This window comes from Umezawaea sp. (assembly GCF_036375055.1).
GTDB lineage: Bacteria > Actinomycetota > Actinomycetes > Mycobacteriales > Pseudonocardiaceae > Umezawaea.
The window spans coordinates 32,527-49,111 of record NZ_DASUSQ010000094.1 but is presented as its reverse complement, the minus strand read 5'-3'; the positions used below and the strand labels follow the sequence as shown (position 1 = coordinate 49,111).

Here is a 16,585-nt window from a genome sequence, read left to right as displayed (position 1 = left end):
GGGATCTCGCGAAAGCCGGTGAATACCTTTCGCGGCATGACGACCCTAGAGACGACGTCCGAGGTGGAGGACCTGGTCCGCGACACCCTGGCCGCGCACCAGTCCTTCTTCCTGGCGACCAGCGGCGACCGGGGCCCGTGGGTCAACGGCGCCTACTTCGCCGAGACCGGCCTGTTCACCCTGTCGCTGGTGCTGGAGCAGCGCGGCCGGACGCTCGCCGCGATCCGGCGGGAGCCGCTGGTGTCGGTGATCATCTCGACCGGCTCGCCCGCGCAGCCGTTCCTCCAGGCGCAGGCGACCGCGCGCGTCGTGACGGGCGAGGAGGCCGACGAGGTGCGCCGGGTGCTGCTCGCGAAGGTGCCGCAGGCGGAGCCGTTCCTCGACGCGCCGATCGAGGCCGTGCGGCTGAGGGTGTCGGCGTGGCGGGCCACGGACATCCCGAACGGCTGGCTGCCCGGTCGTGAACTGGTCGACGTGCCGGGCGCGCGGCAGCACCCCGCCTGAGGCGGCGTGAGCGGGACGTCGGGGCGCCGCTCGGGCGTCGCACGTAGCACCGGGCGGGTCCCGCCGCGTCCCGAGGAGGTCTGCCGGTGCGCCGTCGGCGAGGTCCCGGTCACTTAGACCGCCACGTGCGGGTGGACGCGCTCGGCGACACCGGTCGTCGTCCGTTCAGGCTCCCCGTCGTGCGGACTCTGCTGGCGGACGGGGTGGAGCTGGGTCCGGGGGAACACCTGAGTGCGTTCGGCGGTCGCGTCGACAAAAGCAGGCGCCCAGGAACCGAGTTCCGCACCCGACCTTCTGCCCGCGTGGGCGAGGTTCGAGAACGTGGCCGATTCTACTCGGGGGGTTCGCCCCCTGACATTTGTCGGGCCCCGTGCCAAACCGGCCACAGCACGACGGCGAGCGAGAGCTTCCCAACACCGGACGGCCGGTGGGACCAGACCCGTCCCGAACTTCGCGAAGCACCCGGCCCGGACCCGTCGGCCCGCTACCGTCTCCCCTACGACAGCGCTGATCCGCACAGGGGAGCCGCCGATGACCACCGTGACCGTCCACGACCTGGCCAAACGAGTGGTCGAAGCCGTCGCCCCCGCCGAACTCCCCTCCTTCGCCCTGGTCGCCGCGCCGTACCTCGACCACCCCGCCAGGGCCGAGCGCGCGTTCCGCCGTTCGCACGACGACCCCCTCGGCTTCGGGTTGGGCGACGCGGTCGAGATGATCACGCCCGTGGTCGCGCTCGTCTCGGGCAGCGTGATCACCGCGCTGTCCGACGGCGTCGGTGAGGCGGTGAAGAACGGCGCGGGCAAGGTGTTCCGCAAGCTCGTCAAGCGCCGCGCCGTCGAGGCGCCCGTGCAGGAGTGGTCCGCCGACGAGTTGGCCAGGGTTCGGGCGACGGCGTTGGTGCGGGCCAAGGCGCTGGGTGTCGAGGAGCGACGGGCGGAGGCCTTGGCGGACGCGATCGTCGTGGCGCTGCTGCTCGAACGCGACGACCCGCGGTGAGTGCCCCGCGCCGCGTCGACGTCCGGGCGTTCCCCTCGGACACGACGCTCCTGCTGCTCCTGCTGACGGCGGTGGTGTCGTTGAACGCGGTCTTCACCGCGTTCTGGCTCGCCGGGTTCGACGCGGGCGGCGTGACGGTCCTCGGCGTCGTCTGGAAGCTGGAGATCGTGCTCGTGCCCGGACTCGCGGGCTGGTCGCTCGGCATCTGGTGGCGGCTGCGGCGGTCGGTGCCGGTGGGCGGGACACCGTTCACCGACGCCGCGCGCCTGCTCGACCGGTTGGTGCGCGAGGCTCGGCTGGACGATCCGCCGGACGTCCGGCTCGGTCCTGGGCTCGGCAGTCGCGCGTTCGTCGCGAGCGGTCGCGGCAGGCCGTTGTTGTTGCTGGGCCCCGAACTGCTCGGCCTGTGCACCGTGAGCGACGAGGGCCGGACCGTGTTCACGGCGGTGGTCCGGCACGAGCTCGCGCACCTGCGCGCGGGTGACGTCGGCTGGGCCCAGCTGGGCAGGCTCCTGCGGACGAGCAACCTGCCGATCGGGTTCTTCGTGCTGTTCGCCGTCGTGCTGGACCTGGTGCACGGCAACCGTTCCACCGGCTCGTCCGCGTTGGCCGCGCTCGTCGTGCTGGGCCAGGTGCTGGTCGTGGAGCTGGTGGCGCGGGCGTTCCTGCGGGCGCGCGAGCACGAGGCCGACCTGCTGGCCGCGCGGTACGGCGTCGAAGGACTGCTCACCGCCGTCGGGGACGCCCCCGGCGTGCGGCCGTGGCTGCGCCGCCACCCCGGCGGGGCCGCGCGCGCCGCGGTGCTGGCCGATCCGGGACGCCTGCTGGTGGCGGCCCCGACCCGGCTGCTGCTCGGTGCCGCCGCCGCGGGGTCGGCGCTGGTCACCCTGCGGGGCATCCTGGGACCGGCCGACTCGACGCCCGTCGTCACCGGTGCCGTCGTGGGTCTCCTGGTGACGCTGTTCACGGCGTTCGGGATCTGGCGGTCGACCTGGCTCGGCGGAGCCCGCCCGTTCCGGTCGGCCGCCGCGCTGGCCGTCGGGCTGGTGCTCGGCAGCTACCTGGCCCTGTTCCCGGCCGTGTTCACCTTCGGCGCGGGCGCGGTCCCGTTGCGGCCGTCACCGCTCGTCGCGCTCGTCCTCGGGGCGGTGCTGCTCTGCCTGTGGCTCGCGGCGGTGGGCCGGGCCCGGTACCGCGTCGACCCGCGCGCCCGGCGGGTGCCCGGCTTCCTCGCCTACGCCGTGCCCGCCGCGGCCCTGGTCGGCGGCTGGCTGTTCGCCGTGCTGTGGGCGTGGGTGGTGCGCCTGACGTCCTGCGCGGACGACCCGTGCTCGCCGACGGCGGTCGCCCGGTCGGTCGGCGAGGACTTCGCGTTCGGCGTCACGCCGGTCCTCGTGCTCGTGGTGGTCGCGGTGACCGCGCTGGGCCCTCGGGTGGTCGAGCCGAGAGCGGCCGTGCCCGCCGCCGCGGCCGTGGTGGTCGCGGCGGTCGGGCTCTTCGGCCTGTGGCACTGGGCGGGCGCGGGCGTGTCGACGCTGGAGATCCGCGCGGTCGTCCGGGACAGCACCGCGGACCCCGCGCTGGACTTCGACTGCGCGACCACCGCCCCGGCCGGGCCGACCGAGCACCGCACCGCCTGCGACGTCGGCGGGGGCGAGAGGTTCGTCCTCGGACCGGCCGCCCTGACCGGGGTCGACGTCGAGACCGCCGAGGTGGGTTTCGGCGGGACGGGCTCGGCCTTCGTCGTCGAGGTGGTGCTGACCGGGGAGGGCGCGAACCGCTGGGCCGCGCTCACCGGGTCCGCGGTCGACCAGCGCGTCGCGATCCTCGTGGACGGCGCCGTCGTGTCCGCACCGGTGGTGCGGGAGCCGTTGCGCGGCACCACGTTCGAGATCTCCTCGGGCACGATGGACCGAACGTCCGCCACGGAGCTGGCGACCAGGATCGCGGGCGGCTAGTGGACGACACCCGGAGGTTCCCTCCGACGTCGTGCTGCTGCTGCGCCTGCCGGCCAGGGTGGTCGGGCTGAACGTCACCGCCCTGGTCGAGCGGGTCGAGGTCCGCCTCGGGGCGGCGAGCGCCCGTCGCGGGCGGGCACGGCGTGGCGCTGGTGGTGAGACCCGAGCCGCTCGGGCCGTGCACGGCGGGAGGTGCCGGTGCTCGCCGCGCACGTGTCCCACGCGTGGCCGCGGCAGCTCGCGGACCCGAGGGCCGGTTAGCGCTGGTCCGACCAGGCCGCCCACAGCTCCGCGTACCGGCCCCCCGCCGCCACGAGGTCGGCGTGCGTTCCGCTCTCCACCACGCGGCCGTGGTCCAGGACCACGATCCGGTCCGCGCCGGCCGCCTGCGTCAGGCGGTGGGCCACGAGGAGGCCGCTGCGGCCCTCCAGGGCGGCCGTGGCGGCGGTCTCCAGGACGCGCGCACCCGCGCTGCCCGCGTCCGCCGTGGCCTCGTCCAGCACGGCGATCGGCGGGTCGGCCAGCACGAGGCGGGCCAGCGCGAGCTGCTGGGCCTGGGCGACGGTGAGGCGGTGGCCGCCCTCGCCGACGACGGTGGCCAGGCCGTCGGGCAGCGCCCGCGCCCACGCGAGCGCGCCGACGCGGTCCAGCGCGGCGTCCACCTCGGCGTCGGTGGCGGTGGGCTTGGCCAGGCGCAGGTCGTCGCTGAGGGGACCGGAGAAGACGTGGACCTCCTGCGTGATGAGCGCGATGGCCCGCCGGGTCGTGGCCGGACCGAGGTCGACGATGTCGGTGCCGCCGAACGTGATCGTGCCGCGCGTCGGCTGGTGCACGCCCGCGATCAGCTTGGCCAGGGTGGTCTTGCCCGCGCCGCTCGCGCCGACGAGCGCGACCCGTTCACCGGGCGCCACGTCGACCGAGACGTCCACCAGCACCTCGTGGCCGGTCTCGTAGGCGTGGCTGACGGAGGAGACCTTGACGGTCGTGTCGGTCAGCGCCTCGCCGGTGTCGTCCGGCGCCACCTCGGGCCGGTCGGCCACGCCGACGAGCCGCGACAGGCTGGCGGCGGCGGACTGGGCGTCGTCGGCGAGCGACAGGGCCGCGTTGATGGGGTTGAACAGGCTGTGGAAGTACAGCGCGGCGGCCGTGGCGGTGCCGATGGTCGCGGAGCCGTTGCCCACCAGGAAGAAACCGGTGACCAGCAGCGCCGACAGGCCGACGTACTCGGCCAGGTTGAGCCTGCTGAAGAACCCGCCCAGCAGCCTGATGCACCGCATGGTCATCCCGACCGCGTGGCTCGACCGCTCGGTCACCCGCCGCACGTGGTCGTCGGCCAACCCGAAGGCGCGCACGGTCGACGAGCCGCCGATGGTCTCCAGGAGCTGTTGCTGCTGCTCGCCGATCGCGATCCGCTCGGCGCCGTACATGGTCCTGGCGCCGCGGCCGTACCAGCGCAGCGTGAGGACCTGCACGGGCGCGGCGACGAGCACCGCCAGCGCGAACCGCCAGTCCAGCACGGCCAGCGCGCCCAGCGTCAGCACGATCGTCAGCGCCGACCGCGCCATCAGCGGCAGCGCCTGCCGCACGGCCTCGGCGATCTTCGTGACGTCACCGGTCACCCGCGCCGTCAGGTCGCCCGACCCGGCCCGCTCGACCTGCTCCAGCGGCAGGTTCAGCGCGCGGTCGATGAACCGCTCGCGCAACTGGGCCAGCATCCCCTCCCCGAGGCGGGAGATCAGCGCCGCGCCGACCGCGGTCGCGACGCCCTGGGCGACGGCGACCAGCGCCAGCAGCACGACGGGCGCGGTGATCGCGGTCGACGGCTGCCGGGTGGCGACCAGGTCGACGATGTCGCCCAGCAGCGGCGCGGTGGCCAGGCCCACGCCTGTGCCCGCGAGCAGCACGGTGATCGTGGCGGCGGCGAGCAGGCGGCGTTCGCGCAGCAGGGCCCGCACGGCGGCCCACGTCCGCGCGGCGCTCGCGGTGGGCAGGAGTTCGCGGTCGTCCATGCGGGGTGCCGCCTCGGTCTCGGGTCCGGTGGGAGGGGTCACGACAGCACCGCGGCGCGGTAGTCGGCGTGCGCCACGAGGGACGCGTGCGTGCCCTCGGCGGTCAGCTCGCCGCCGGTCAGCACGACGACCCGGTCCGCGACGGCGAGCAGCGCCGGGCTGGTCGTCACGACGATGGTGGTGCGGCCGAGCCGCACCTCGCGGATCCCCCGCGCCAGCGCCATCTCCGTGACCGCGTCGATCGCGGTCGTCGGGTCGTGCACCACCAGCACCGGGGGAGCGGCGGCCAGCGCGCGGGCCAGGGCGACCCGCTGGCGCTGCCCGCCGGACAGCGACCTGCCGCGCTCGGCCACGACCGTGTCCGCGCCCTGCGGCAGCGCCTCGACGACGTCGTCCACGGCCGCGGCGGTCATCGCCAGCTCGACGTCGGCCTGCCGGGCCGTCACGGCGCGGATGTTGTCCACCACGCTGTCGGAGAACAGGTCCGCCTCGTGGGCGGCCACGAGGATCGCCGCCCTCGCGTTCGCCGGGTCCACCGTGGACAGCGGGACGCCGTCCAGCTCCACCGACCCCGACACCGGGTCGACCTCGCGGCCCAGGCAGTGCAGCAGCGCCGTGGCGTCGGCCGGGTCGGCCGCCACGACGCCGACCAGCTCACCCGGCGCGATGTCCAGGTCGACACCGCGCAGCGTGCCGTGCGTGAGGCCGCGCAGCCGGACGCCGCCCGCGACCGGCGTGGCCACGTCGGCGGACCCGGCCCCCAGGGCGGAGGGCGCGGACAGCACCGAGGCGATCCGGTCGGCCGAGGCCCGACCCATCGCCAGCGCGCCGTTGACCCACGAGATGACGTTCAGCGGCCACAGCAGGAACTGGGCGAGGCCGACGGCGGCGACCAGCTCGCCGACCGTGATGGAGCCGTTGGCGGCGAGCGTGCCGCCGACCAGCGCGATCAGCGCCAGCAGCAGCCCGGTGACCGCGAGCATCGAGCCGTCCAGCCACGCCTGCGCGGTGGCCGAGCGGATCGCCGCGCTCTTCGAGCCCTGGCTGGTGCCGCGGTAGCGGTCGACGGCGGCGCGCTCGGCGCCGATGCCCTTGAGCGCCCGCAGGCCCGCGACCAGGTCGGCAGCGATGCCGGACGCGTTCGCGGCCCGTTCCTGCTCGGCTTCGCTGCGCCGCTCCAGGGGCTTGCCGAGCAGGTGCGCGAGACCCAGGAGCACGGGCGTGGCGATCAGCACGACCAGGCCCAGGACCAGGGAGACCCGCAGCAGCGCGACCGCGCCGACCAGCAGGCCGGTGCCCGCCGCGACGGCCGTGGGCAGCGCGCGGTTCACGTGGCCGACCCGCAGCGCGTCGCTGGTCGCGATGGTGACCAGCCCGCCCGCGAGCCTCCCGGTCTCGGCGCCGCCGCGGTGGTCGAGCACCCGCTCGGTCACCCGCAGGCGCAGTGCGTGCGCGGCCTGCTCGGAGGCGAGTTCCCCGGCGTGCAGGCTGACGCGGAAGCTGAACGACAGCACCGCGAACACCACACCGAGCGCCACCAGCCACCACACCAGCTCGGCGGTGGCGCCGGTCGACACCGCGCGGTCGATCACCACGCCGATGATCACCGGCACGAGCGCCTCACCCGCCTGGTGGCCCGCTCCGGCCACCGACGCCGCGGTGACGTTGCGCCACTGGCCCTTGATCGCGGACTTCAGGACGTCGCGACCCGTAGGTTCTCCGGCGCGCACTACCCCACCTCATGCATTCGGACGGCCGAACGGGACGGTAGGTAAGGCTACGCTAATCTGGCGGGTGGCCAGGAGGTCGGCCTCGACACAGGGGAGGTGCGGTGGGCACCGCGGAGCAGGTCCGGCCACGAGGTGGCACCAGCCACGTGGCTCGCGCGGCGGGACTGCTCGTCGCCGTCGGCGTGCTGGTGTTCGTCTTCGTCCTGAGCCTGTGGGTCGGCACGCGCGACATCCCGTTCGCCGAGACCTGGCAGGTGCTGCTGCACGACGACGGCTCCGACGAGGCCGTCATCATCCACGACCTGCGCGTCCCCCGCGGACTGATGGGGCTGCTCGTCGGCGGGGCCCTCGGCCTGGCGGGCGCGCTGATGCAGGCGCTGACCCGCAACCCGCTCGCCGACCCCGGCCTGCTCGGCGTCGAGATGGGCGCGTCGGCCGCCGTCGTGGTCGCCATCGCGTTCACCGGCGTCACGAGCGTCACCGGCTACATCTGGTTCGCCTTCGCGGGTGCCGCCGCGGCCTCGGTCGTCGTCTACGTGCTCGGCTCGTCCGGCCGCTCCGCCGCGACGCCGGAACGGCTCGTGCTGGCGGGCGCGGCGATCACCGCCGTCCTGGTGGCGTTCGTCTCCGCCGTGCTGGTGCTCGACGCCGAGGCGTTCAACTCCTTCCGCTTCTGGAACGTCGGCGCGCTGGCGGGCCGCAAGATGGACGCCGTCACGCAGGTCGCCCCGTTCATCCTGGTCGGCGTCGGGCTCGCGCTCGGCCTCGCCAGGTCCCTCAACGTGCTGGCGCTCGGCGACCACACCGGCAAGGCGCTGGGCGCGAACCTCGGCCGCACCCGCGCGCTCGGCGCGCTCGCGGTCACCCTGCTGTGCGGCGCGGCCACGGCCGCCGCGGGCCCCATCGCGTTCATCGGGCTCACCATCCCGCACGTGGCCAGGATGATCGCCGGGTCCGACCAGCGGTGGGTGCTGCCGTACTCGATCGTGCTGGCGCCCATCCTGCTGATCGGCGCGGACGTCGTCGGCCGCGTCGTCATCGCGCCCGCCGAACTCCAGGTGGGCATCGTCACCGCGTTCCTCGGCGCCCCGGTGTTCATCGCCCTGTGCCGTCGCCGCAAGCTGGCCCACCTGTGAGCGCGCCCGTGAAGGTGCGCGGCAGGGTCGTCCGGACCAGGCACGTCTCGTTCCGGTTCGCCGACCGCACCGTCCTGGTGAGCCTCGCCCTGCTCCTCGCCGTCATCGGCGTCGGACTGGTGACGCTCACCAGCGGCGACTTCGAGCTGACCGTCGCGGAGGTGGCGAACTCCCTGATCGGCCGGGGCGACGGCGCGTCGGACTTCATCGTCCTCACGCTGCGGCTGCCCCGGCTGCTGACCGGGATCCTGGTCGGGATCGCGCTCGCGGTCAGCGGCGGGATCCTGCAAGGCCTGTCCGGCAACCCCCTCGCGAGCCCGGACATCCTCGGGTTCGTCCAGGGGTCGGCGACCGGCGCGATCCTGGTGATCGTCCTGGTCGACGGCGGCATGGCCGAGGTCGGCGCGGGCGCGCTGGTCGGCGGCGTGGCCACGTCGGTCGTCGTCTACCTGCTGGCGTTCAAGCAGGGCGTCCAGGGCTTCCGGCTGATCCTCATCGGCATCGGGGTCAGCTTCATCATGCTGTCGCTCAACCAGTACCTGATCACCCGCGCGTCGCTGTCGGACGCCATCGCCGCCCAGGCGTGGCAGGTCGGCGGGCTCAACGGCCGCGGCTGGGACCACGTGCGGGTGGTCGGCTCCGCCGTCGCCGTGCTGCTGCCGCTCGCCCTGTACTTCGGGCGGCGGCTGGCGCTGCTGGAGATGGGCGACGCCACCGCGCGCGGCCTGGGCGTCGACGCCGAGCGCACCCGGTTCGCGCTGATCGCGATCAGCGTCGGGCTGGCCGCCGTGGCGACCGCCGCCGCCGGGCCCGTGTCGTTCCTCGCGCTGGCCGCGCCGCAGCTCGCCCGCAGGCTCACCGGGTCCGCGGGCGCCGGGCTCGTCCCGGCGGCGCTCATGGGCGCGCTGCTGCTCGTCGCGGGCGACCTCGCGGTGCAGCGCCTCTTCTCCCCCGCCCAGCTCCCGGTCGGCATCGCGACCGGAGCCATCGGCGGGCTCTACCTGATCTGGCTGCTGGCGCACGAATGGCGAAGGGGGATCGCACGATGACGCGACTGCGTGCGGAGGGCCTGACGCTCGCCTACGACGAGCGCACGGTCGCCGAGGGGCTCGGCGTCGTCATCCCCGACGGGTCGTTCACGGTCATCGTCGGCCCGAACGCGTGCGGCAAGTCGACGCTGCTGAAGGCGTTGGCGCGGATGCTGAAGCCGACCTCGGGCGCGGTGTACCTCGACGGCGAGGTCATCACGACCTACCGGTCCAAGGAGGTCGCGCGCAGGCTCGGCCTGCTGCCGCAGACGTCCATCGCGCCCGGCGGCATCACCGTCGGCGAACTGGTCGCGCGTGGCCGGTACCCGCACCAGCGGCTGCTCAAGCAGTGGTCGGTGCGGGACGAGGAGGTGGTCACCGAGGCGATGCGGCTGACCAACGTGCTCGACCTGGCCGGCCGGATGCTCGACGAGCTGTCCGGCGGCCAGCGGCAGCGGGTGTGGCTCGCGATGGTGCTGGCGCAGGAGACCGCGATCCTGCTGCTGGACGAGCCGACGACGTTCCTCGACATCGCGCACCAGATCGAGGTGCTCGACCTGTGCGCCGACCTGCACGAGGAGAACGGCCACACGCTCGTGGCGGTGCTGCACGACCTCAACCAGGCGTGCCGCTACGCGACCCACCTGATCGCCATGAAGCCGGGCGAGGGGATCGTGGCGCAGGGCGACCCGTCCGAGATCGTCACGGCCGACCTGGTGGAGGACGTGTTCGGCCTGCCGTGCCGGGTCGTGCCCGACCCGGAGACCGGGACACCGCTGATCGTGCCGCTCAAGCGCCAGCGCGTACCGGTGGCCGAATCCCTGACCGCCCTGTGACGGGCACCGCCCCACGACCGCGCTGACCTGCCCCCGCCACCGCCGGGCGCGGCGTTCTCACGATGCCCGTGCTCGCTTGACAAAGGGGAGAGAATAGAAAGTCGGCTCATTTTTGAAATCCGTCGACTTATGCATTCATTGTAGCACGGAAGGATCGGGCGGCACATGGAGGAATTGCTCGCGGAACGCGAACGCGTCGCATTCCTGTACGAGAAGCTGGACGCGCAGAGGGCCGTCGCCCTGCGTGCGCTGGAGGAGGCGCTCTCCGACACGACCGCCCAGCGCTGGGGGCGCGAGGTCGCCGTGCGGACGCTGTCCGACCAGCTCAGCAGGCTGCGCATCGCCGACGACGGGCTGTGCTTCGGTCGGACCGACCACGCCGACGGCGGTCGCACCTACATCGGCCGGATCGGGTTGTTCGACGAGGGCGACGAGTACGAGCCGCTGCTCACCGACTGGCGCGCTCCCGCCGCACGGCCGTTCTACGTGGCCACGGCCGCCGCGCCGGAAGGCCTGACCAGGAGGCGGCACTTCCACACGCGCGGTCGGCGGCTGCACGACTTCCACGACGACGAGCTGGCACTGGACGGCGTCGCGCTGAACGCCGCGCTGGACGCGCCGCGCGCGGAGGTCATGCGCGACATCGTCGCGACGATCCAGGCCGAGCAGGACGAGATCATCCGGCTCGACCACCCCGGCGTGCTGGTGGTCGAGGGCGGCCCCGGCACCGGGAAGACCGCCGTCGCGCTGCACCGCGTCGCGTACCTGCTCTACACCCAGCGCGACCGGCTCGCCAAGCGCGGCGTGCTGATCGTCGGCCCCAACTCGGGGTTCCTGAGCTACATCGGCAACGTCCTGCCGTCGCTCGGCGAGACCGACGTGGTGTTCGCCTCGCCCGGCGACCTGATGCCGAAGCTGCGGACCGTGCGCGAGGACGTGCCCGAGATCCAGCGGATCAAGGGCAGCTTGGACGTCCTGGAGGTGCTGGCCGCGGCCGTGGCGCAGCGGCAGGAGCTGCCGGACGAGCCGATCCCGATCGAGCTGGAGCACGCCGTCGTCGACCTGGACGCGGAGCTGACGGCCAAGGCGCGCGCGACGGCCCGCGCGGCGGGGATGCTGCACAACCACACCAGGGCGGTGTTCCACGAGGCGCTGGTGGACGTCCTGCTGGAGGTGGCGCTGGCCGCCATCGACGAGCCGTGGGACGCCGTCCGGCGCGACGTGCGGCGGGAGCTGTTCGCCCACCGCGACCTGCGCGCCGCGGTCGACGTGCTGTGGCCCGCGCTCACCCCGCGCCGCCTGCTGGCCGAGTTCTACGAGTCGGCCGAGCGCTGCGCGGAGCTGGGCGTGCCGGAGCTGCACCGCGAGATCGGCAGGGCGTGGACGGTGTCGGACGTGCCGCTGCTGGGCGAGGCCGCCGAGCTGCTGGGTGAGAAGCCGTTGCAGCCCAAGGAGGAGAAGGCCGAGGAGGAGTACGCCAAGGGCGTGCTGGAGATCCTGGACACCGACCCGACGATGGACCCGGACCTGCTGCGCGCGGTCGACCTCATCGACGCCGAGCACCTGGCGCGGCGGCACACCGAGCGCGACCACCGCTACCTCGCCGAGCGCGCCGCGGCCGATCGCGAGTGGACCTACGGGCACGTCGTCGTCGACGAGGCGCAGGAACTGTCCGAAATGGACTGGCGCCTGCTGTTCCGGCGCTGCCCCAGCAAGTCCTTCACGATCGTCGGCGACCTGTCGCAGCGGCAGTCCGCCGCGGGCGCGCGGAGCTGGTCGGAGGCGCTGGACCGGTACGCCGCCGACCGCTGGGTCTACCGCGGGCTGGCGGTCAACTACCGCACGCCCGCCGAGATCATGGACGTCGCCACGGCCGCGCTGGCCGAGGTCGACCCGAGCGCGATCCCGCCGAAGTCCGTGCGGCACAACGGCATCGCGCCCTGGGCCGAACTCGTCGACGACCTGCCCGCCGCGGTGGCCCGCGCTCTCGCCGAGCCGCACGAGGGCACGGTCACCGTGATCGCGCCGGAGGACGTCGAGCTGGACGGCCCGGTGATCACGCCGCGCGAGGCGAAGGGGCTGGAGTTCGACACGGTCCTGGTGGTGGAGCCGCACCGGATGACACCGGGGGAGCGGTACGTGGCGCTCACGCGCGCGACGCAGCGGCTCGGCGTGCTGCACACCGAGCCGCTGCCGGAACCGCTGCGCGGTCTCGCGCGGCGGTGAGCGGTGCCCGACGGCCGCCGCGCCCGCGGGCGCGGCGGACCGCCGAGGGTCTCACGGGCGCGGCGACCGAGCCGCGCCCGTGAGACCCGGCTAGAAGACCGGGCCTTCCGGGGCGTCGCGCAACCGCGGCGCCCCGGAGGGGTCGAGGTCGACGCGCAGCCGGTGCTCACCGGGTTCGATCCGCGTGCTCCGCGCCTCGTTCCGCACGCGGACCTCCAGCGTCCCGGCCACGTCGTCGGGCAGGCGCACGACGCCGGCCAGTCCGACCGAGTAGTTCGTCGTGACCCCGTCGCTCCGCCACACCTCCGCTCCGTCCAGGAGCACGACGACGGCGTCGTCGCTGAACCCGGTGCCGAGCTCGACCTCGACCTGCCCGGTCACCCCAACGACCTCAGCACCGACGCGGGCTCGTTCTTGGACTCGGCGAGCTGCCTCGCGTCGTCGCGCAGAGCCCGAGCCCGGCCGTCGTCGCCCTCGGCCAGGTAGGCGTCGGACAGGTACGCCAGGGCCTGGTAGACCGTGAGGTCGTCCACGCCCTCGTCGCCGCGCGAGGCGTCGACGACCTGCCGCAGCAGGTTCTCGCCCCGTGCGACGTCGCGGTCCCGCACGCGCACCTCGCCGTTGTCGAGCACCTCGGTGTACGGCCTCGACGCGTTGATGCCCATCGCCAGCTTGGTGTAGAGCGCGGCCGGGTGGTCGGGGTGGTCGGACGACACGACCTCCAGCGCCCGCCTGCCTTCCTCCAGGTGCGGCGAGTCGGAGCCGAGCAGCGTCATCACCATGCCCGCCTGGTCGGTGAGCAGCAGGTCGGCGACCTGCTCGGACTGCTCGGTGCGCGGGGCGGCGATCCGCACCGACGTCGCGTTCGACACGATCAGCGAACCGTCGGGCGCCACGTAGGAGGCGCGGATCCGGTAGGTGCCGGGGTCCTCGAAGACCTGCCCCACCGCGGCGTCGTAGCCGATGTACGCGCTGATCGGCTGCACCTCGCCGTGCGCGGCCACCACCAGGTCGGGCAGCGCGCAGTGGCTGACGGGCGGCTGGTGCACGACCACGTCGCCGCGCGGCCTGCTGATCGCCACCTGCACGAAGCGGTACTTCGGGTGCAGCTGCTGGCGCTCGTGCACGAGCTGCCTGCGCTCGACGACGAGCTTGATCTCCAGCACCACCGGCGTGCCGAGCACCGGCCGGTCCGGGGTGACCGCGATCCGCAGCTCCAGCCCGCTGGTGTCCACGACCGGGTCGGCGAAGCCGTTGTCGACCTCCAGCGCCGCGCCCGTGCCGAACGGGTTGCCGCCCATGATCACGTTGTTGCGGAAGCCGTGCCGCACGTGCGCGAGTTCGAGGTCGTCGAACTGGAACGGGAACGCGCCCCAGAACGCCGCGGAACCGCCGGGGGCTCCGCCGCCGGGGGCGTAGTTCTGCGGGTAGTTCATCCACGACAGGCTGCCGGGCCGGTTCGGCAGCGGCGGCGTCATGAACGTCTTGTGGAAGGAGTGGAACAGGTTGAAGCAGTGGCCCAGCTCGTGGGTGTGCACGTACAGCTGCTCGCGCAGGTTCGCGGCCGTGCCCGCCGAGATGGCCTGGTAGAAGCTGGCGCACCCCTGGCGCTGGAGTCCCTGCTGGTCGAACATGATGCCGCGAAGCCCGACACCGAGCTCGTGCCGCATGGCGTGCAGCAGCCACACCTTGAACTGGGACTGCTCCTGGTAGCGCGAGAAGTGGGTGACCATCGCGTTGTGCAGGCTCGCGTTCGTCCAGATGTGGCTGCTCGACGTGGCGATCGCGTTCGTCGCGCCGGTGTCGACCATCTGCACGCCCGCCTCGGCGTACGCGCCCGCGACGCTCAGCGTGCGCGCGGGCCCGCCGCTGGGCAGCGAACCCGTGTTGTACGAGGTGAAGGCGGTGACGCCCGCCTCGCAGTCCTGCTCCAGCTCGACGGTCCGGAAGGCGCCGGACTCCCACGCGCACACGTAGGTTGCGCCCGCCGTCCCGGTCGGGGTCGACCAGCGGATGGTCGCGGCGGGCGCGGGCTGGAAGATGGTGACGCGCGGGATGGTCACCCTCGCGACGGTGTAGGTCGTGGTCCACGTGGTGCGGGCGGTGCCGACGACGGTCACCAGGGTCGGGGTCGACGTGATCGTCACGGCGTCGACCGTCCACGAGCCGAAGTACGTCGTCGTGGCACCGGAAACGCTGTAGTAGTCGCCGCTCAGCTTGCGCAGCGGGCGCCTGCCGTCGATGTCGACGCGCATCTCCAGCTGGAACCCGAGGGCGGGGGAGCGGTACCGGCCGCTGGCCGCCCTGGTGGGCAGGACGATCGGCGTGGGGGCGGCCTCGGGTTCGAGGGTCCGGGATTCGATGCGCTGCAGCACCTCGTCGGCGGTGAGGTGCGGTTCGGGAGGTCGTTCGTCCAGTCCGGCGGCCGATGACGGGGCACTCGGGTCCGCCGTCACCACCGGGGACTGGTGGTGTTCCCTGACCGCTTCGTCGGCGCCCACCTGGAGGTCGTACGGGAGTTCCTGGCCCGCGTACGCGGCGTTCGGTTCCATCACGGTCATCTGCGTCAGCTCCTCGGGACGGAGGTTCGGCGTCCCGGTACGAGGAGGTGACGCAGGGCAGAGACGAACCTCCTCGGCCGAGGGACGCTCCGCGCGCTATGTTCCTCCCGGAAAGCCTTGTGCCACAGAGTCTTTGGTCCTTCCGTCCGGTGGAGCAGCGCGGTGCAAACGGGGGAGGACCTCGGCTCCGAACAGGCGGATGGCGTCGAGGACCTCGCCGTGCGGCAGACCGCCGACGTCCACCATCACGAGGTGCGCGTCGAGGCCCAGCAGACCCGCCAGCTCGTTGAGCCGGTCGGCGACCTCGCCGGGGTCGCCGCACACGGCCGCGCCCTCCATCAGCGCGTCCACGTCCACGTCGCCGTCACCGCGCCACGGGTCGGCGAAGCGCGCGTAGCCGCCGAGGTAGGGCCGCCACCGGCGGCGGGCGTCCGCCGACGACGGCGCGACGAACACGTGGCTCGGCAGCGCGACGCGACCGTTGTCCCCCATGGCTTCCCGGTACCGCCGCACGACCGGCACGTGCGTGCCGGGGTCGCGCAGCGTGCTCGGCAGCATCAGCGGCATCCCGAGTTCGGCACCGAGGTCCGCCGACACCGCGGAGCCGCTGCCGATCCACACCGGGGGGTGCGGGCGCTGCAACGGCCTCGGCGTCGTCGTCACGCCCTGCAACGGCGGCCGGAACCGGCCCTCCCACGTGACGTCCGGCTCCGCGAGCAGCCGCAGCAGCAGCCGCAGGTTCTCGTCGAACCGGACGCGCAGCTCGTCGGACTGGATGCCGAACACCGCGTCCGTGCGCGGCGACACGCCCCGCGCGACGACCAGTTCCGCGCGGCCGAGCGACAGCACGTCCAGCGTCGCCAGCTCCTCGGCGACGAGCACCGGGTCGCGGTGCGCGAGCAGGGTCACGCCGGTCGACAGGCGCAGCGTCGTCGTGCGGGCGGCGATCGTGGCGAGCAGCAGCTCCGGCGCGGACACGATGTAGCGGGTGAAGTGGTGCTCGCCGATCGCGACACCGGTGAAGCCCGCGCCCTCCGCCACGACGGCCTGCTCCACGACGGCCTGGAGCCGGGAGGCCTCGCTGACGACGACCCCGGTCACCGGGTCGGGCAGGTGGTCGCCGAGGATCAGCAGGTAGACGTCCATCGTGCCATCCTGCCCCGCCGGACTACGGTGGGCGGACCGGCCAGTGGAGATGATCACCGTCACACCGTCGACCCGATCGCCGACGGGTCGCGTGTACAGCTCCGAGGTATCCGCGACGAGGTGGAGGTCAACCGATGGCGACCGTGGTGGACAACGTGCAACTGCACCGGTACGAGGTCGTGCACGACGGCGCGCTCGCCGGGTACGCCGAGTACCGGCGCTCCGAGGGCTCGATCATGTTCACGCACACCGTGATCGACGACGCGTTCGCGGGCAAGGGGCTCGCGTCCACGCTGGTCAAGCACGTGCTGAACGACGCCCGCGGCGCGGGGGTCGCCGTGCTGCCGCAGTGCCCGTTCGTGAAGGGCTACATCGCGAAGCACCCCGAGTACCTGGACCTGGTGCCCGAGGGGCGCAGGGCCCACTTCGGCCTCTGACCACGTGCTACCGTCCGG

At 73.6% G+C, this 16,585-nt stretch carries 13 protein-coding genes; 8 read left to right on the top strand and 5 right to left on the bottom strand.

The window, feature by feature from the left end; translation table 11 throughout:
- The first annotated feature begins 36 nt into the window (after positions 1-36).
- The 3 genes from VFZ92_RS25800 to VFZ92_RS25790 all read left to right on the top strand — a co-directional run bounded on the left by VFZ92_RS25800 (position 37) and on the right by VFZ92_RS25790 (position 3,458).
- Positions 37-504 carry a pyridoxamine 5'-phosphate oxidase family protein gene (locus VFZ92_RS25800; protein ID WP_330878614.1) on the top strand — a complete coding sequence of 156 codons (468 nt, stop codon included), beginning with the start codon at positions 37-39 and terminating at the stop codon, positions 502-504.
- A 531-nt stretch (positions 505-1,035) separates the two neighbouring features.
- Entirely contained in the window at positions 1,036-1,500 is a 465-nt protein-coding gene (locus VFZ92_RS25795) for a hypothetical protein (protein WP_330878613.1), read from the top strand.
- Positions 1,497-3,458: a SecDF P1 head subdomain-containing protein gene (locus VFZ92_RS25790; RefSeq protein WP_330878612.1), complete on the top strand. Its 1,962-nt coding sequence runs from the start codon at positions 1,497-1,499 to the stop codon at positions 3,456-3,458. Before VFZ92_RS25795 ends, VFZ92_RS25790 begins: the two co-directional genes overlap by 4 nt.
- 257 nt (positions 3,459-3,715) lie before the next feature.
- On the opposite strand, the gene VFZ92_RS25785 is transcribed toward VFZ92_RS25790, so the two are convergent.
- A complete protein-coding gene (locus tag VFZ92_RS25785) occupies positions 3,716-5,467 on the bottom strand; it encodes an ABC transporter ATP-binding protein (RefSeq protein WP_330878669.1) in 1,752 nt (583 codons plus the stop codon).
- 38 nt (positions 5,468-5,505) lie between these two features.
- Positions 5,506-7,197, bottom strand: a complete 1,692-nt coding sequence (locus tag VFZ92_RS25780) for an ABC transporter ATP-binding protein (protein WP_330878611.1) — start codon at positions 7,195-7,197, stop codon at positions 5,506-5,508.
- A 101-nt stretch (positions 7,198-7,298) separates the two neighbouring features.
- Between VFZ92_RS25780 and VFZ92_RS25775 the strand changes: the two genes are divergently transcribed.
- The 4 genes from VFZ92_RS25775 to VFZ92_RS25760 all read left to right on the top strand — a co-directional run bounded on the left by VFZ92_RS25775 (position 7,299) and on the right by VFZ92_RS25760 (position 12,423).
- The gene (locus VFZ92_RS25775; RefSeq protein WP_330878610.1) at positions 7,299-8,333 is read left to right on the top strand and encodes a FecCD family ABC transporter permease; all 1,035 of its coding nucleotides are present in this window, start codon (positions 7,299-7,301) and stop codon (positions 8,331-8,333) included.
- Positions 8,330-9,382: a FecCD family ABC transporter permease gene (locus VFZ92_RS25770; RefSeq protein WP_330878609.1), complete on the top strand. Its 1,053-nt coding sequence runs from the start codon at positions 8,330-8,332 to the stop codon at positions 9,380-9,382. Before VFZ92_RS25775 ends, VFZ92_RS25770 begins: the two co-directional genes overlap by 4 nt.
- Positions 9,379-10,197, top strand: a complete 819-nt coding sequence (locus VFZ92_RS25765) for an ABC transporter ATP-binding protein (protein WP_330878608.1) — start codon at positions 9,379-9,381, stop codon at positions 10,195-10,197. Before VFZ92_RS25770 ends, VFZ92_RS25765 begins: the two co-directional genes overlap by 4 nt.
- A 165-nt stretch (positions 10,198-10,362) precedes the next feature.
- A complete protein-coding gene (locus VFZ92_RS25760) occupies positions 10,363-12,423 on the top strand; it encodes a helicase (protein ID WP_330878607.1) in 2,061 nt (686 codons plus the stop codon).
- A 90-nt stretch (positions 12,424-12,513) separates the two neighbouring features.
- Here VFZ92_RS25760 and VFZ92_RS25755 read toward each other — a convergent pair whose 3' ends face one another.
- The 3 genes from VFZ92_RS25755 to VFZ92_RS25745 form a co-directional block, all read right to left on the bottom strand.
- Positions 12,514-12,804: a hypothetical protein gene (locus VFZ92_RS25755; protein WP_330878606.1), complete on the bottom strand. Its 291-nt coding sequence runs from the start codon at positions 12,802-12,804 to the stop codon at positions 12,514-12,516.
- A complete protein-coding gene (locus VFZ92_RS25750; RefSeq protein ID WP_330878605.1) occupies positions 12,801-14,984 on the bottom strand; it encodes a hypothetical protein in 2,184 nt (727 codons plus the stop codon). The genes VFZ92_RS25755 and VFZ92_RS25750 overlap by 4 nt, the downstream gene beginning before the upstream one ends.
- A gap of 96 nt (positions 14,985-15,080) precedes the next feature.
- The gene (locus VFZ92_RS25745) at positions 15,081-16,130 is read right to left on the bottom strand and encodes an LLM class flavin-dependent oxidoreductase (RefSeq protein ID WP_330878604.1); all 1,050 of its coding nucleotides are present in this window, start codon (positions 16,128-16,130) and stop codon (positions 15,081-15,083) included.
- A gap of 134 nt (positions 16,131-16,264) precedes the next feature.
- On the opposite strand from VFZ92_RS25745, the gene VFZ92_RS25740 reads away from it, so the two are divergent.
- The gene (locus VFZ92_RS25740; RefSeq protein WP_330878603.1) at positions 16,265-16,567 is read left to right on the top strand and encodes a GNAT family N-acetyltransferase; all 303 of its coding nucleotides are present in this window, start codon (positions 16,265-16,267) and stop codon (positions 16,565-16,567) included.
- Positions 16,568-16,585: the final 18 nt, after the last annotated feature.

Coding starts and splice junctions, on each gene's coding strand:
- VFZ92_RS25740 (WP_330878603.1), top strand. CDS start 16,265: ATGGCGACCGTGGTGGACAACGTGCAACTGCACCGGTACGAGGTCGTG.
- VFZ92_RS25785 (WP_330878669.1), bottom strand. CDS start 5,467: ATGGACGACCGCGAACTCCTGCCCACCGCGAGCGCCGCGCGGACGTGG.
- VFZ92_RS25750 (WP_330878605.1), bottom strand. CDS start 14,984: ATGACCGTGATGGAACCGAACGCCGCGTACGCGGGCCAGGAACTCCCG.
- VFZ92_RS25765 (WP_330878608.1), top strand. CDS start 9,379: ATGACGCGACTGCGTGCGGAGGGCCTGACGCTCGCCTACGACGAGCGC.
- VFZ92_RS25795 (WP_330878613.1), top strand. CDS start 1,036: ATGACCACCGTGACCGTCCACGACCTGGCCAAACGAGTGGTCGAAGCC.
- VFZ92_RS25800 (WP_330878614.1), top strand. CDS start 37: ATGACGACCCTAGAGACGACGTCCGAGGTGGAGGACCTGGTCCGCGAC.
- VFZ92_RS25760 (WP_330878607.1), top strand. CDS start 10,363: ATGGAGGAATTGCTCGCGGAACGCGAACGCGTCGCATTCCTGTACGAG.
- VFZ92_RS25745 (WP_330878604.1), bottom strand. CDS start 16,130: ATGGACGTCTACCTGCTGATCCTCGGCGACCACCTGCCCGACCCGGTG.